The organism is Microbacterium oxydans, from assembly GCF_000956405.1.
GTDB classification, from domain to species: Bacteria; Actinomycetota; Actinomycetes; order Actinomycetales; family Microbacteriaceae; genus Microbacterium; species Microbacterium oxydans_C.
The window spans coordinates 1-14,221 of the sequence record NZ_JYIV01000028.1; the positions used below are offsets into that span (position 1 = coordinate 1).

At 69.6% G+C, this 14,221-nt stretch carries 14 protein-coding genes; 8 read left to right on the top strand and 6 right to left on the bottom strand.

Annotated features, from left to right (window positions below; genetic code table 11):
* The 4 genes from RN51_RS12495 to RN51_RS12510 all read right to left on the bottom strand — a co-directional run.
* Positions 1–938: phosphoglycerate dehydrogenase (locus RN51_RS12495; RefSeq protein ID WP_045264710.1), on the bottom strand; the 938-nt coding region annotated here is incomplete at its 3' end.
* Positions 938–2,428: a xylulokinase gene (xylB, locus tag RN51_RS12500; RefSeq protein ID WP_045264393.1), complete on the bottom strand. Its 1,491-nt coding sequence runs from the start codon at positions 2,426–2,428 to the stop codon at positions 938–940. The genes xylB and RN51_RS12495, both read right to left, overlap by 1 nt.
* An 8-nt stretch (positions 2,429–2,436) precedes the next feature.
* Entirely contained in the window at positions 2,437–3,012 is a 576-nt protein-coding gene (locus RN51_RS12505) for a glucose-6-phosphate isomerase family protein (protein ID WP_045264394.1), read from the bottom strand.
* 192 nt (positions 3,013–3,204) lie between these two features.
* Positions 3,205–3,903 carry an alpha/beta hydrolase gene (locus RN51_RS12510; RefSeq protein WP_045264395.1) on the bottom strand — a complete coding sequence of 233 codons (699 nt, stop codon included), beginning with the start codon at positions 3,901–3,903 and terminating at the stop codon, positions 3,205–3,207.
* 159 nt (positions 3,904–4,062) lie between these two features.
* Here RN51_RS12510 and RN51_RS12515 point away from each other — a divergent pair, with 159 nt between their 5' ends.
* Positions 4,063–5,031: an AraC family transcriptional regulator gene (locus RN51_RS12515; protein ID WP_052674714.1), complete on the top strand. Its 969-nt coding sequence runs from the start codon at positions 4,063–4,065 to the stop codon at positions 5,029–5,031.
* On the opposite strand, the gene RN51_RS12520 is transcribed toward RN51_RS12515, so the two are convergent.
* Positions 5,004–5,540, bottom strand: a complete 537-nt coding sequence (locus RN51_RS12520) for a CGNR zinc finger domain-containing protein (protein WP_045264396.1) — start codon at positions 5,538–5,540, stop codon at positions 5,004–5,006. The two genes, RN51_RS12515 and RN51_RS12520, sit on opposite strands and share 28 nt — an antisense overlap.
* Before the next feature lie 39 nt (positions 5,541–5,579).
* Between RN51_RS12520 and RN51_RS12525 the strand changes: the two genes are divergently transcribed.
* The 6 genes from RN51_RS12525 (at position 5,580) to RN51_RS12550 (ending at position 12,502) form a co-directional block, all read left to right on the top strand.
* Positions 5,580–6,587, top strand: a complete 1,008-nt coding sequence (locus RN51_RS12525) for an EamA family transporter (RefSeq protein ID WP_045264397.1) — start codon at positions 5,580–5,582, stop codon at positions 6,585–6,587.
* A 34-nt stretch (positions 6,588–6,621) separates the two neighbouring features.
* Complete coding sequence (locus tag RN51_RS12530) at positions 6,622–7,287, top strand: GntR family transcriptional regulator (RefSeq protein ID WP_045264398.1); 666 nt, start codon at positions 6,622–6,624, stop codon at positions 7,285–7,287.
* Between the two features lie 3 nt (positions 7,288–7,290).
* The gene (locus RN51_RS12535) at positions 7,291–8,817 is read left to right on the top strand and encodes an MmgE/PrpD family protein (protein ID WP_045264399.1); all 1,527 of its coding nucleotides are present in this window, start codon (positions 7,291–7,293) and stop codon (positions 8,815–8,817) included.
* Complete coding sequence (gene prpB / locus RN51_RS12540) at positions 8,817–9,719, top strand: methylisocitrate lyase (RefSeq protein WP_045264400.1); 903 nt, start codon at positions 8,817–8,819, stop codon at positions 9,717–9,719. Before RN51_RS12535 ends, prpB begins: the two co-directional genes overlap by 1 nt.
* Before the next feature lie 2 nt (positions 9,720–9,721).
* On the top strand, positions 9,722–10,852 hold the full coding sequence (locus RN51_RS12545) for a bifunctional 2-methylcitrate synthase/citrate synthase (RefSeq protein ID WP_045264401.1): 1,131 nt from the start codon (positions 9,722–9,724) through the stop codon (positions 10,850–10,852).
* Positions 10,853–11,026: 174 nt separating this feature from the next.
* Complete coding sequence (locus tag RN51_RS12550; protein WP_045264402.1) at positions 11,027–12,502, top strand: MFS transporter; 1,476 nt, start codon at positions 11,027–11,029, stop codon at positions 12,500–12,502.
* Between the two features lie 49 nt (positions 12,503–12,551).
* Here the strand turns inward: RN51_RS12550 and RN51_RS12555 are convergent, their stop codons facing one another.
* Positions 12,552–13,217 (bottom strand): type 1 glutamine amidotransferase domain-containing protein, encoded by a 666-nt coding sequence (locus RN51_RS12555; protein WP_045264403.1) that lies wholly within the window; start codon positions 13,215–13,217, stop codon positions 12,552–12,554.
* 94 nt (positions 13,218–13,311) lie between these two features.
* Here RN51_RS12555 and RN51_RS12560 point away from each other — a divergent pair, with 94 nt between their 5' ends.
* Entirely contained in the window at positions 13,312–14,205 is an 894-nt protein-coding gene (locus RN51_RS12560; RefSeq protein WP_045264404.1) for a LysR family transcriptional regulator, read from the top strand.
* The last annotated feature ends 16 nt before the right edge of the window (positions 14,206–14,221 follow it).

The window sequence follows — 14,221 nt, forward strand, 5'->3', positions numbered from 1 at the left end:
GGGTGGGCGGGCTCGCTGCCCGAGAGGACGGCGATCACGTCGGCGAGCGAGAGGGAGCCCATGTTGTCGACCGCCTGGGTGGTCTGTGCGCCGAGGTGCGGGGTGACGATGACCCGGTCGGCGAGCTCCGGCGCGAGCAGGGGACTCTCGTGCGCGGCGGTGTCTCCGTCGAGGGTGTCTGCCGCGTAGCCGGCGAGCGTGCCGTCATGCAGTGCCTGCGCCACCGCTGCCTCGTCGATCAGGTCGCCGCGGGCGGTGTTGACCAGCACGGTCCCCGGCCGCATGCCGACGAGGCGCTCCGCATCGACGAGTCGCTGGCCCCCGGGGGCGTGCAGCGTGATGACGTCGGCCGTGCGGAACAGATCGTCGACCGAGGCGGGTTCCGCCCCCCGCGCCCGCACTGCGTCGTCGGGCACGAACGGATCGGCGGCGAGCACGCGCGGGCCGAAGCCGCTCAGGCGCGCGGCGACACCCTGGCCGATTCGGCCGAAGCCGACGATGCCCACCGTGGCGGCGCCGAGCTCCCGTCCGCGCCGCACGCCCCAGTCGCCCGCGCGCACCCGGCGGTCGCCGTCCGGCACGAACCGCAGCGCGGCCAGCATGAGACCGACCGCATGATCGGCCACGGCGTCGGCGTTCGCGCCGGGGGTGTTCGTCACGGGGATTCCGCGATCGCGCGCGGCAGCGAGGTCGACCGACTCGGTGCCCACTCCGTAGCGGGCGACGATCTTGAGCTTCGGGGCTGCGGCGAGGTGCGCATCGGTGATGGCGCCGGTTCCCGCGATCCAGGCATCGGCGCCGTGCAGCAGTGACCGCAGCTCGTCCATGTCGTGGTGCGCGGGCCCGCGGAGGATGCGGTGTCCGGATTGCGCTGCCCGCTCCACCAGATCGAGGTCGCCGTCCGAGAAGGATCGGCTGGTGACGAGGATCACAGCCATCAGCGCGGCCGTCCCGCGAACCACGGCGCGAGGGCCGCGTAGGCATCCGTGAACCGCGCGTGCCGTTCGGTGTACACGGCATGGCGGCCGGTATCCGGGGTGAACTCGGCGGTGACCTCGCTGAGCGCGCGGGCTGCCGAGAAGTCGGTGATCCCGAGTCCGACCGCGGCGGTCACGGCAGCTCCCAGGCTGTTCGCCTCCTCGACGATCGTGCGGCGACGAACGGGAACTCCCCAGACGTCGGCGAGCGCCGAGAGGTACACGTCGCTCTGCGCTCCACCGCCCACCGCATCGATGCGGTCGATCACGGCGCCCGAGGCGCGGAATGCCTGGATGCAGCTGAGCAGGTTGAACGCGGTGCCCTCCAGCACGGCGCGAACGAGGTGGGCCCGGCCGTGGTGCCGCGAGAGACCGACGAACGCGCCACGGGCATCCGGGTCCCACAGCGGGGAGCGCTCACCGAGCAGGTACGGGAGGAAGTAGAGGTCGTCGGTGTCGACGTCGGCGGAGGCCTCGGCCGTCAGTCGTCCGGTCTCCGGATGCGCGGGGTCGGGGGAGAGGGCTTCGGCGATCCACTGCACGGAGGCCCCGCCGGCCTGCATGGTCGCCGTGGGCACGAACGATCCGGGCACGACGTTGTCGAACGTGAAGGTGCGCATCCCCGGGTCGTGCAGCGGAGCATCCGCCGCGAACGAGATCCACGACGAGGTGCCGAGGCACACGTAGGCGCCGTCCTCCGGTGCGACCACGCCCGATCCGACTGCCGCGAGCGGACCGTCACCGCCGCCCATGACCACACGCACGCCCGTGTGCAGCCCGAGGGCGCTGGCGGCGGCGTCGGTCAGCGATCCCGCGATCTGCGTCGACTCCAGGATCTCGGGGAACAGTGCACGGTCGAGACGCGCGGCGCTGAGCACCTCGTCCGACCACGTGCCGGCGGCCTGGTCGTAGGCGTTGGTGCCGGACGCGTCGGACCGGTCGGTCGCCAGCCGCCCGGTGAGGCGCAGCACGATGAAGTCCTTCGCGACGCACACCCGGCGTACGCGTGCCCAGGTGTCCGGCTCGTTGTCGCGCACCCACATGATCTTCTCGACCGAGTACGTGGGGTTGAGGCGGTGCCCCAGGATTCCGTATGCGCGCTCGGCGCCGATCGCCTCCTCGAGCTCGCGCTGCTGCGCCCCTGCTCTCGTGTCGGCCCAGATGATCGCCGGACGGGCGGGCTCGCCCTCGGCATCGAGGAGGACGGCGCCCATCATCTGCCCGCTCACCACCAGTCCGGCGACGTCGGTCGTCGCCGTGCCGGTGCGGGCGATCAGGTCGCGTGTGGCGGCGACGACCGCGTCCCACCAGTCGTCCGGGTTCTGCTCGGCCACGCCGCCCGCGGCGAAGTGCGCGGGGTAGGCGACGGTCACCGAGGCGACGATCCGGCCATCGTCGTGGTGCAGGGACGCCTTGTTCCCGGTCGTGCCCAGGTCGTGCGCGATGATCACGGCGGCGCCTATTCCCCGTAGGGGCGCAGCTCGACGCCCTCGGGCGAGCGATACGCACGCGAGCCCATGCCGTGCTCCAGCACCCAGCCGTAGTCGTGACCAGCCCCGCCCGGGTACACGGCGAGGAAGGAGTACGGCTCGTCGCCGGTGTTCACCGAGCGGTGCGCCCACCCCGGGGGGATGTAGCCGATCGTGCCGGGCAGCATGTCGAGCCATTCGGTGCGCTCGCCGTCGAACATCAGCAGACCGCCCCGACCTTTCAGAGCCAGGTAGATCTCGCCCTGGTGGTTCGGGTGCTGGTGCCCCTTGGTCATCCAGAGCTCACCGCTCGTGTCGCCGGGCATGATCGTGGTGATCGACTGGGGCAGCTCGCGATCGATCTCGGGCACGGGGGAGCTGACCACGGTGTAGACCACGGGGTTCTCGCCGGTCGATGCCGCGGCCCAGGCCTCTGCGTCGAGGAACAGCCCCTCGAGGTCGGACATCCGCCGGGTGAGGGTCGGTCCTTCGGGAGAGAGAGTCAGCTTCTCGGCATCGAAGGCGATCGCCAGGGGAGAGATCGGCGGGGTGTGGAACTCGGGCATCGGTGCTCCTCGTAACGGGCGCTGCGGCGCTGCGCAACCTGTAATGACAGGTTCACCCTACCTGTTATGACAGGTTGCGTCCAGAGGGGCCGGCCCTTCGAATCGCGCGAATGGTTGGATCAGAGCGTCGGATACGACCATTCGCGCGATTCGAAAGTGAGGGGCCTCGGCGCGACCCGCCCTACGCTCGCATCAGCTCGCGGTCGACTCCGAGACCGCGACGTCGATGAGGTCGGCGATCGCGGCCGGCTGCGACGCGAGGGAGGCGTGGCTCGCGTCGAGTTCGACGATCTGACGCGGGTTCATGCGCGCCGCCATGCGTCGTTCGTTGTCGGGGTGGATCATCCGGTCGGCGGTCGAGACCTGGTACCAGGTGGGCTTCGCCTTCCACGCGGGCGCCGTCACGGTGTCACCGAACGTCGACCCCAGGGGGGCCTTCTGGGTGACGGCCATGACCAGCGCGTCGTCGGCGGAGAGGTCCTGGGCGAAGCTCTCGTGGAAGCGGTCCTGGGCGATCCAGAGGTAGCCATCCGAGTCGGGAGCGATGGCGTCGACCGCGGCGGGCGGGTTCTCCTCAGTGATCTGTCCGGCGCTCTCGCCGGCATCGGGGGCGAACGCCGCCACGTAGACGAGGCCCACGACGTTGGGCAGGTCGCCGGCCTCCGTGATGACGGCGCCGCCGTAGGAGTGCCCGACGAGCAGGACGGGACCGTCGATCTGGCGGACCATCTTCTGTGTGCGCTCCGCGTCGTCGGCGAGGGAGGTGAGCGGGTTCTCGACCGCGTGCAGGTCGTCGTAGCCGCGGCGACGGAGCTCGAGGATCAGGGGGCCCCAGTGCGCTGCGCCTCCCCAGAAGCCGTGGACCAGGACGATGGCGGGCTTGTCGGACATGTTCGTCTCCTGTCTTCTCGGTCGCTCGTGCGTGCGCGCGCGACCTCCGGATGGTTCCTGGTCTGGAACCAACAAGAGAGTAGGCTGGACTCTGGGGCAAAAACCATGACTGACGACCTGCGAAAACATGCCGATCCTGCATCGACTTCTGATCATGCTGTGGACGCGCTCTCAGAAGCACTGCTGCACGCTCGCCTGGACGGACGGGATGCGATGCTCTACGCGCCGCCCGTTCCGTTCCACGTGGCCATCCCCTCAGGCGTCACCCGAGTGCACTTCGCCGTCGACGCGCGGCTGATCGTCCGGGTCGATGGTCAGGAGATGCCGATCGTGCTCGAGCCCCGCGATTTCGTGCTGGTCCGTCAGGGGTTGGCGCACAGCATCGCCACCGCCGATTCGACGGTTCCCGCCCGCGGTCTGGCCGAGTCCGACCGCAGCACCGGCGCGGTGGCGGCGCCGGGCTGGGTCACCGGCGAGTTCCGCGCGCAGAGCGAGCTGGGCGGTCCTTCGATGGCTGCTCTGCCCCCGGTGGTGCACATATCGGCCGCCCGGCCGGGGAATGAATGGCTGGCGCTGAGCCTGCGACTCCTGCTCGATGAGCTCGGACAGCGCCGACCCGGCGCGTGCATCATGATCTCGCGCATCCTGGACCTGGTCTTCATCCATGCCCTGCGGCAGTGGTCGGCCTCCGACAAGGTCGAGCCGGGGTGGCTGGCCACAGCGCTCGACCAGACCCTCGCGCCGGCCCTGGCGGCGATCCACCGGAACCCCGAGCGTCCGTGGACGGTCGACGACCTCGCAGCCCTGACGCACCAGTCACGGTCTGCCTTCGCCCATCGGTTCACCGCCGTCGTCGGTCAGTCGCCTGCCGCCTACGTCGCGGAGCGTCGGATGCGAGCGGCCTCGAATCTTCTCGAGACCACGGCGATGGCGGTCGGCGCCGTCGCGCACGCGGTCGGGTTCGAATCCGAGGCGGCGTTCTCGCGAGCCTTCCGCCGGCGCTTCGGTCGTTCACCGCTGGCCTGGCGGAAGCACTCCCGTCCGCGAATGGCGGGTGTCGGCGTGGACGAGTCGGCGGAAGCTCCTGCGCCGGATCAGGCTCAGGCCTCGGCGCGACGCGCGCGGTAGGCGGCGACGGCGTTGCGGTTCGCGCACGTGGTGGAGCAGTACCGCTTCGAGCGGTTGCGGGAGAGGTCGAGGGCGATGGCCTCGCACGTGTCGTCCTCGCAGACGCTGAGGCGCGAGCCCTCGTCGGTGCGGATCACGTCGATCAGGGCCATCGCGGTCTCGATCAGGATGCGTTCGGCGAACGGGTGCTCGTCGGCGACGGCGTGCAGGTGCCAGTCGATGCCGTCGTGGCGACGCAGCGCGGGGGTGAGCCGGGACTCCGCAAGGGCGTCGTTGACGTGCGCAGCCATCTCGTCGCGCGGCGCCAGCAGCATCGCGCGGAGTCGGGGGCGCAGGCTGCGAAGGGAATCGACCTCCGCCTCGTCTCGGTCCAGGCGGCCGGTGTAGGGGAACTCGCGGAGGAATGCATCTTCGTCGTCGACGTCGGTGAGCGTGTCCGGCTGCTCCGCCGAGTTCACGAGCCAGACCGCAGAGCGCAGAGCCTCTTCCGTGTCATCGGTGAAGATCATATTGACATGTTACATCGCGCGGGAGTAGCGTCATCGACCATGAGCAAGGTGAGCAATGACGCGGCCGTGGACACCGCGAGCCGGATGCGTCTGGGGCTGCCGCTCGCCCTGGCCGCGGCCTTCGCCTTCGGCATGTCGGGCGGATGGGCGAGGGGGCTCATCGATGCGGGGTGGAGTCCCGGCGCTGCCGTCACTGCCCGCATCTGGGTCGCCGCTCTCGTGCTGCTCATCCCCACGATCCTGTCGCTGCGGGGGCGGTGGGGGCTGCTCCGTTGCAATGCGGGCATGATCCTCGCGTACGGGCTGCTCGCGGTCACCGCGACCCAGCTCTTCTACTTCCAGGCCGTCGCGGTCATGGACGTCGGGCTGGCCCTGCTCATCGAGTACACCGCCCCGGTCGCAGTGCTGCTGTGGCTCTGGCTTCGGCGAGGAGAGCGGCCGAGCCGCAAGAGTCTCATCGGCGCGGCCGTCGCCTTCGTCGGGCTCGTGCTGATGCTCGACATCGTCACGGGAGCGGATGTCAACGTGGCCGGCATCCTGTGGGCCCTCGGAGCCATGGTGGGGGCTGCGACCTACTTCGTGCTCTCGGCCAAGGCTGACACGGGACTCCCGCCCCTCGCGCTCGCCGGCAGCGGATTGCTTCTCGGTGCGCTCGGGCTCACCGCGGCCGGTGCTCTCGGCGTGCTGCCGATCGCATGGACGACCGATGACATCGCGTACCGCTTCGGCAGTGTGCCCTGGTTCGTCCCGGTGCTGGCGATGGGGGTGGTGGCGACGGCCCTGGCCTACCTGCTCGGCATCGCCTCGACGCGGATGCTGGGGTCTCGGCTCGCCTCGTTCGTCGCGCTGGCCGAGGTCGTGGCCGCGCTCCTGTTCGGGTGGTTGCTCCTCGGGCAGCTCCCCGATCTGCTGCAGGCCCTCGGTGGGGTCCTCGTGCTCGTGGGTGTCGTGGTGGTCAAGCTCGGCGAGCCCGTCCCTCCGGAGTTCATCGAACCGATCCCTGCTGCGGAGAATGTATACGAGAAGCCCTCCCCGGGGGATGCATAACTCGCGAGAGCCTTTTTATGTATACACTGAAGCGATGAGCTTCGTCGCTGAACGCACCTCTGCGGGTGACCGCGCGTATGCGGCGCTGCTCGACGGCATCCAGTCCGGAGCCCTGCCCGCAGGCTTCGTGCTCGGCGAGGTCGAGCAGGCCGAGCGCCTGGGGGTGAGCCGCACGCCGATGCGCGAGGCGTTGCGTCGCCTGATCGCCGACGGTCTCGTGGTGCAGCAGTCGGCACGCGTCACCGTCGTGGCAGACCTGGATGCGGATGACATCCGCTCCCTCTTCGAGATCCGTCGCGCGCTCGAGGAGACCTCGGCACGCCTCGCCGCAGCCAGGGGCGACGCCGGTCTCTTCGCCTCCCTCGCCGACGAGTTCGCGCACGTCGATCTCGATGCCGTCGAGGGTCGCGATGCCTACTATGCGCTGATCGCCCGCTTCGACGCGGCCCTCGACGCGGCCGTCGCCAACGACTACATCGCCTCCGCGCTGCGCACCGTGCGCACCCACCTCGTGCGCGTGCGCCGGATGGCCAGGGACAAGCCCGCCCGGCTCGCCGCTTCCGCCGCCGAGCACCGCACCATCGCCGAAGCGCTCGCCGCCCGCGACGGCGACCTCGCCGCCCACGCCACGCACGTGCACTTGCACAATGCGCTCACGGGCATCCTCGACTCTCTCAGCTCCAGCAACAGCGAAGGATAAGAAATGACCGTCAGCCACCACGTCCGTGTGCACCGCAGCGATGAGAACCTCGTCCGCGAGGATCAGCTCGCCTGGAAGATCGCCGAGGTCGCGGTCGACGAGGTCGAGGTCGAGCAGCCCGTCGTCGACATGATCATCAACCGCATCATCGACAACGCCTCGGTGGCTGCGGCATCCCTCACCCGAGCGCCCATCAACGCGGCCCGTGCCCAGGCGTTCAGCCACCCCGTCTCGACCGGCGGCGTCGGCGCCAACCTCTTCGGCGCTGCGCTCGATCACCGCACCAGCCCCGAGTGGGCGGCCTGGGCCAACGGCGTGGCCGTACGCGAGCTCGACTACCACGACACCTTCCTCGCCGCCGAGTACTCGCACCCTGGCGACAACATCCCGCCGATCCTCGCGGTCGCGCAGCACACCGGCAAGGACGGCCGGGCGCTCGTGCGCGGCATCGCCACCGGCTACGAGATCCAGATGGACCTGGTGCGCGCGATCTGCCTGCACAAGCACAAGATCGACCATGTCGCCCACCTCGGCCCGTCCGCCGCCGCCGGTATCGGCACCCTCCTCGGCCTCGACGTCGAGACGATCTACCAGGCGGTCGGCCAGGCGCTGCACACCACGACCGCCACGCGCCAGAGCCGCAAGGGCGAGATCTCCACCTGGAAGGCGCACGCCCCGGCCTTCGCCGGGAAGATGGCCGTCGAGGCAGTCGACCGGGCGATGCGCGGACAGACGAGCCCCGCGCCGATCTACGAAGGCGAGGACGGCGTGATCGCGTGGATGCTCGACGGCAAGGACGCCTCGTACGACGTGCCGCTGCCCGCCGCCGGCGAGCCCAAGCGCGCGATCCTGGACTCGTACACGAAGGAGCACTCCGCCGAGTACCAGGCCCAGGCGCTGATCGACCTCGCCCGCAAGCTCGGTCTCCAGAACCCCGCGCTGCGGGACCCCGCGAACATCGAGTCCATCGTCATCCACACCAGCCACCACACGCACAACGTGATCGGCTCCGGCGCGAACGACCCGCAGAAGTACGACCCCACCGCGTCGCGCGAGACCCTCGACCACTCGGTGCCGTACATCTTCGCGGTGGCCCTGCAGGACGGCGGCTGGCACCACGTCGACTCCTATGCTCCCGAGCGTGCCGGTCGCGCCGACACGGTCGCGCTGTGGCACAAGATCACCACGGCCGAGGACGCGGAATGGACGCGCCGCTACCACTCGGAGGACCCGGACGAGAAGGCCTTCGGCGGCCGCGTCGAGATCCGCCTCACCGACGGGTCGACCGTGGTGGACGAGATCGCCGTCGCCGACGCGCACCCGCTCGGCGCGCGCCCGTTCGCGCGGGAGAACTACATCGCGAAGTTCCGCCTGCTCGCGGAGCCCGTGCTCGAGCCCGCCGAGATCGAGCGGTTCCTCGCCCTGGTGCAGCGTCTGCCCGAGCTCACGGCCGCCGAGGTCGGAGAGCTGTCGATCGTCGCAAAGCCCGGCCTGCTCGACGACGCCGACGCCCCCAAGGGACTGTTCTGATGCTGTACTCCTCCACGACGCCCGCCGAGAAGCGGCGCCTGTTCCGCGAACGGCTCGCCTCCGGGGAGCTGCTGCGCTTCCCCGGCGCGTTCAACCCGCTGAGCGCCCGACTGATCGAGCAGAAGGGCTTCGAGGGCGTCTACATCTCGGGCGCCGTGCTCTCCGCCGACCTCGGCCTGCCCGACATCGGCCTCACCACGCTGACCGAGGTCGCCGGGCGGGCGAAGCAGATCGCCCGCATGACCGAGCTCCCCGCGATCGTCGACGCCGACACCGGCTTCGGCGAGCCGATGAACGTCGCGCGCACGATCCAGGAGCTGGAGGACGCCGGCCTCGCGGGAACGCACATCGAGGACCAGATCAACCCCAAGCGCTGCGGCCACCTCGACGGCAAGTCCGTCGTGGACGAGGACACCGCGATCAAGCGCATCCGCGCGGCCGCCGATGCCCGCCGTGACGAGAACTTCCTGATCATGGCGCGCACCGACATCCGGGCGGTCGAGGGACTGGACGCCGCGATCGACCGGGCCAAGGCGCTCGTCGACGCGGGAGCCGATGCGATCTTCCCCGAGGCCATGCGCACGATCGGCGAGTTCGAAGCCATGGCCGAGGCGCTGGACGTGCCGATCCTGGCGAACATGACCGAGTTCGGCAAGAGCGAGCTGTTCTCCGTCGACGCTCTCCGCGATGCCGGGGTGCGCATGGTCATCTGGCCCGTGTCGCTGCTCCGGATCGCGATGGGGGCGGCGGGCCGTGCGCTCGATACGCTGAACGACGAGGGGCACCTGACCTCGAAGCTCGGCGAGATGCAGCACCGCGCCGACCTCTACGAGCTGATCGACTACGAGTCGTACAACCACTTCGACTCGGGCGTCTTCAACTTCACCATCACGAAGGAGTGACCATGACCGAGCCGGACATCAAGAAGGGCCTCGCGGGGGTCGTCGTCGACACGACGGCGATCTCGAAGGTCAACCCCGAGACGAACAGCCTCCTGTACCGCGGCTATCCGGTGCAGGAGCTGGCTGACACGCAGCCGTTCGAGGCCGTCGCCTATCTGCTGTGGAACGGCGAGCTGCCGACGCCGGAAGAGCTCGCCGCGTTCCGGCTGGAGGAGCGGAAGCACCGCGCCCTGGCCGACAACGTCAAGGCCGCGATCGACCTCGTGCCGCTCGAGGCGCATCCGATGGACGAGGTGCGCACCGCGGTGAGCCTGATCGGCGCATCGGACCCCGAGGCCGGCGGTTCCGTGCTCGACGCCGGTGGCAGCCCCGAGCAGAATCTGGCGCGCAGCATCCGGCTGTTCGCCGCGCTGCCGGCCATCGTCGCCTACGGTCAGCGTCGCCGTCGTGGCCAGGAGCTCATCGCTCCGCGCGACGACCTCGACTACTCGGCGAACTTCCTCTGGATGACGTTCGGGGAAGAGGCCGACGACGTCGTGGTCGACGCATTCAACCGGTCGATGATCCTGTACGCCGAGCACTCCTTCAACGCCTCGACCTTCACCGCCCGAGTGATCACCTCGACGCTGAGCGACATCTACTCGGCCGTGGTCGGTGCCATCGGCGCACTCAAGGGTCCGCTGCACGGCGGGGCCAACGAGGCCGTGCTGCACATCTTCGACGAGATCGGATCGGCGGACGCGGTGGAGGCGTGGCTCGACAAGGCCCTCGCCGAGAAGCGCAAGATCATGGGCTTCGGGCACCGCGTCTACAAGAAGGGCGACTCCCGCGTGCCGACCATGAAGGCCGCGCTCGACACCCTGGTGGAGCACTACGACCGCCCGGAGGTCGCGGCTCTGTACGACGCGCTCGAGTCGGAGTTCGTCGAGCGCAAGGGTATCTACCCGAACCTCGACTACCCCTCCGGCCCTGCCTACAACCTGATCGGATTCGACACGCTCACCTTCACGCCGCTGTTCGTCGCGGCACGCGTGACCGGGTGGACGGCCCACGTCATCGAGCAGGCCGGATCGAACGCCCTGATCCGCCCCCTGTCCTTCTACGACGGCCCGGACGAGCGGCACGTCGGCTGACACACCGCCCTTCGAATCGCGCAACTGGTTCCATCTCCGCCCGGGATGGAACCATTTGCGCGATTCGACCGTGTAGCGCCCCGGAGGCCCCTCGGTCAAGGTAGGTGCGGCGAACTCGGCGACGGGAGTAGGACAGACCGGGGACGGAAGCACGTCCCGCACGAAGGAGGGTTCATGTCCGCATCCGACACCGCCGTCAAGGAGGTCAGGTCGCTCGTCCCCGCACGCATGGACCGGCTGCCATGGTCGCGATTCCACTGGTTGATCGTCGTCGGGCTCGGCTTCTCGTGGATCCTCGACGGCCTCGAGGTGCAGATCGTCGCCGCGAACGGCTATGCCGCGACCCTCGGGATGGGGCCAGCCGAGGTGGGGCTCGCCGGCACGTGCTACCTGCTCGGTCAGGTCTTCGGCGCGCTCTTCTTCGGTCGCCTCACCGACCGTCTCGGACGTAAGAAGCTCTTCCTCGTCTCGCTCGCCGTGTACCTCGTGGGGTCAGCGGTCGCCGGACTGGCCTTCGCGCCGTGGTTCTTCTACATCTGGCGGTTCGTGGCCGGTGCCGGCATCGGCGGCGAGTACGCGGCCATCAACTCGGCGATCGACGAGATCATCCCGGCCCGTTACCGCGGACGTGTCGACATCGCGATCAACGGCACCTACTGGGGCGGTGCGGCGCTGGGTGCCGTGGCGAACGTGTTCTTCCTGAACACCGACATCCTCCCCGAGGACATCGGGTGGAGGCTCAGCTTCTTCCTCGGGCCCATCCTCGGGCTGCTGCTCATCTACATGCGCCGGCACATCCCGGAGAGCCCGCGCTGGCAGATGACCCACGGGCGCGAAGAGGCCGCCGAGCGCAACGTCGACGAGATCGAGGAGCGCATCCGCAAGGAGGGCAAGACGATCCCGCCCGTCGACGAGAGCAAGGCCATCACGGTCAAGGAGTACGGCCGCGTGCCGTTCCTCGTGATCGCGAAGGTGTTGTTCAAGAAGTACCCGCGGCGCACGCTGGTGGGCATCACGATGATGGTGACGCAGTCCTTCCTGTACAACGCGATCTTCTTCACGTACGCGCTCGTGCTGGAGAACTTCTACGACACCCCGCCGGCCTCGGCGTCGCAGTACTTCATCGTGTTCGCGGTCGGGAACCTCGCGGGGGCGCTCATCCTCGGCCACTTCTTCGACACCTGGGGTCGCCGTCGCATGCTGTTCGGCACCTACATGCTCGCCGGACTGATCCTGCTGGTCAGCGCCTTCCTGTTCAACGCGGGAGTGCTGAACGCGGCGACGCACACGGCGTTCTGGTGTGCCTCGTTCTTCTTCGCGTCGGCCGGAGCATCGGCGGCCTACCTGACGGTCAGCGAGATCTTCCCGCTGGAGTTGCGCAGCCAGGTCATCTCCTACATCTTCTCGATCGGACAGCTCGTCGGCGCGATCGCTCCGGTGCTCTACGGTGCCCTGATCGGGCAGAGCGCCGAGAGCGGCGACCGCGGCCCGCTCTTCTGGGGCTACGTGCTCGGTGCGTCGATCATGATGTTCGGCGGCATCGTCTGCGGCGTCTTCGGGGTGAGCGCTGCGGGCAAGTCGCTGGAGGACATCGCGGATCCGCTCTCGCTGGTCGAGAAGGAGAAGAAGGGGAAGGCGAGCCGCGCGTAGGGGCACCGCCCGACCGGCGCGGCGAGTGTCGCGGCGCCGGTCGTGCTCATCAGGCGAGCGCGGCCACGAGCGCCCGAGCTGCGGATGCCGAGGACTGCGGGTTCTGACCGGTGATGAGCTGTCCGTCGATCACGGTGTGATCGCTCCACGGGGCTGCGATGTCGAGCTCGGCGCCGCGGGCACGCAGTTCGCTCTCGAGCAGGAAGGGGGCGCGGTCGGCGAGGCCGCCGATGCGCTCCTCCTCGTCGGTGAACCCGGTGATGCGGCGACCGGCCACGATCGATTCTCCGGCCGCGGTGCGGGCGGGAAGCAGGGCGGCCAATCCGTGGCAGACGGCCGCGAGCGGGCGGCCGGCGGCGAGCGTCGCCGTGATCAGCGCGGCCGAGTCCTCGTCGACCGCGAGGTCCTGCATCGGACCGTGCCCACCGGGGTAGTAGACGGCGTCGTAGTCCGCGGGATCGACGTCGGCCAGGACCAGCGGGGCGGCGAGCTGATCGATCGTGGCTATCGCTTCGGCGTCGCCCTCGGAGAGGCTGGACGCATCGGCGACGGGGGCGACACCGCCCGGGGTCGCGAACGACACCGAGTGACCCGCATCGCGCAACGCGCGATAGGGAGTGAGCAGCTCCTCGGCCCAGTAACCGGTCGGGTGCGCGGTGCCGTCGGTGAGGGTCCAGGTGCGGGCGGCGGTGACGACGAAGAGAACAGAGGACATGCGTGCTCCAGAGGGGTCAGACGGCAGACGCCGTGCGGATGCGATATCGAGGACAACGGACAACTCTCGCATCCGATTCCGATAGATTTCCGATATGAGCGATCGGAATATCGATGGATTGCGTGACCTCGCCCTGTGGCGCACCTTCCTCGCCGCCCACCGCTCCGGGTCCGTGTCGGCGGCGGCACGCACGCTGGGGGTCGCCCAGTCCTCGGTGACGACGCAGCTGCAGGCTCTGGAGCGGAGCATCGGGGAACCTCTCTTCGTCCGTCACGCGCGCGGGATCCTCCCGACGCCTCGCGCCGATGACCTGGCTGCGCGCCTGTCCGGTCCGCTCGACGCCCTCGCTCTCGCCCTCGGAAGCCCGTCGCCGACCGAGGCTCCCCCGGTGCGCATCGGCGGTGCAGCAGAGTTCGTCGAGCGGGTGCTGATGCCCGCGCTGGCGCCGATGATCGCGGAGGGGCAACGGATCACGGTCGCCGCCGGGCTCGCGGAAGACCTGCTCGATCAGCTCCGTGCTGGAAGCCTCGACCTCGTGATCTCCGCCGTCCGACCGAAGGGCCGCGCCCTCCCTTCTGCGGCCCTCGTCGATGAGGACTTCGTGCTCGTCGCGGCCCCTTCCCTCGGTCTGGCTCCTTCGTCCGCGCTCGCACCGGGCGACCTCGACACCGTCCCCCTTCTCGCCTACGCCCACGACGTGCCGATCCTGCGGCGGTACTGGCGGCATGCGTTCGGCATTCGGCTCGAGCGCGAGCCCACCCTGATCGTGTCCGACCTCCGGGCGCTCGCCGCCGCAGCCGTCGCCGGAGCGGGCATCACGGTGCTGCCGACCTATCTGATCACCGAGGAGCTCGCCGACGGTCGGCTGGTCGTTCTGCGCGAGACCGACGATCCGCCGATCAACACCCTCTACCTGGTGCGCCGGCCGGGTCCGCTCACCGAAGCGGTGGCTGAGATCGATCGGGCACTCCGGGCCGTCGTGGTGTGACGGGTGCCGAGGGGAC

Coding starts and splice junctions, on each gene's coding strand:
- RN51_RS12520 (WP_045264396.1), bottom strand. CDS start 5,540: ATGATCTTCACCGATGACACGGAAGAGGCTCTGCGCTCTGCGGTCTGG.
- RN51_RS12505 (WP_045264394.1), bottom strand. CDS start 3,012: ATGCCCGAGTTCCACACCCCGCCGATCTCTCCCCTGGCGATCGCCTTC.
- RN51_RS12525 (WP_045264397.1), top strand. CDS start 5,580: ATGAGCAAGGTGAGCAATGACGCGGCCGTGGACACCGCGAGCCGGATG.
- RN51_RS12560 (WP_045264404.1), top strand. CDS start 13,312: ATGAGCGATCGGAATATCGATGGATTGCGTGACCTCGCCCTGTGGCGC.
- RN51_RS12510 (WP_045264395.1), bottom strand. CDS start 3,903: ATGTCCGACAAGCCCGCCATCGTCCTGGTCCACGGCTTCTGGGGAGGC.
- RN51_RS12535 (WP_045264399.1), top strand. CDS start 7,291: ATGACCGTCAGCCACCACGTCCGTGTGCACCGCAGCGATGAGAACCTC.
- prpB (WP_045264400.1), top strand. CDS start 8,817: ATGCTGTACTCCTCCACGACGCCCGCCGAGAAGCGGCGCCTGTTCCGC.
- RN51_RS12550 (WP_045264402.1), top strand. CDS start 11,027: ATGTCCGCATCCGACACCGCCGTCAAGGAGGTCAGGTCGCTCGTCCCC.
- RN51_RS12555 (WP_045264403.1), bottom strand. CDS start 13,217: ATGTCCTCTGTTCTCTTCGTCGTCACCGCCGCCCGCACCTGGACCCTC.
- RN51_RS12545 (WP_045264401.1), top strand. CDS start 9,722: ATGACCGAGCCGGACATCAAGAAGGGCCTCGCGGGGGTCGTCGTCGAC.
- RN51_RS12530 (WP_045264398.1), top strand. CDS start 6,622: ATGAGCTTCGTCGCTGAACGCACCTCTGCGGGTGACCGCGCGTATGCG.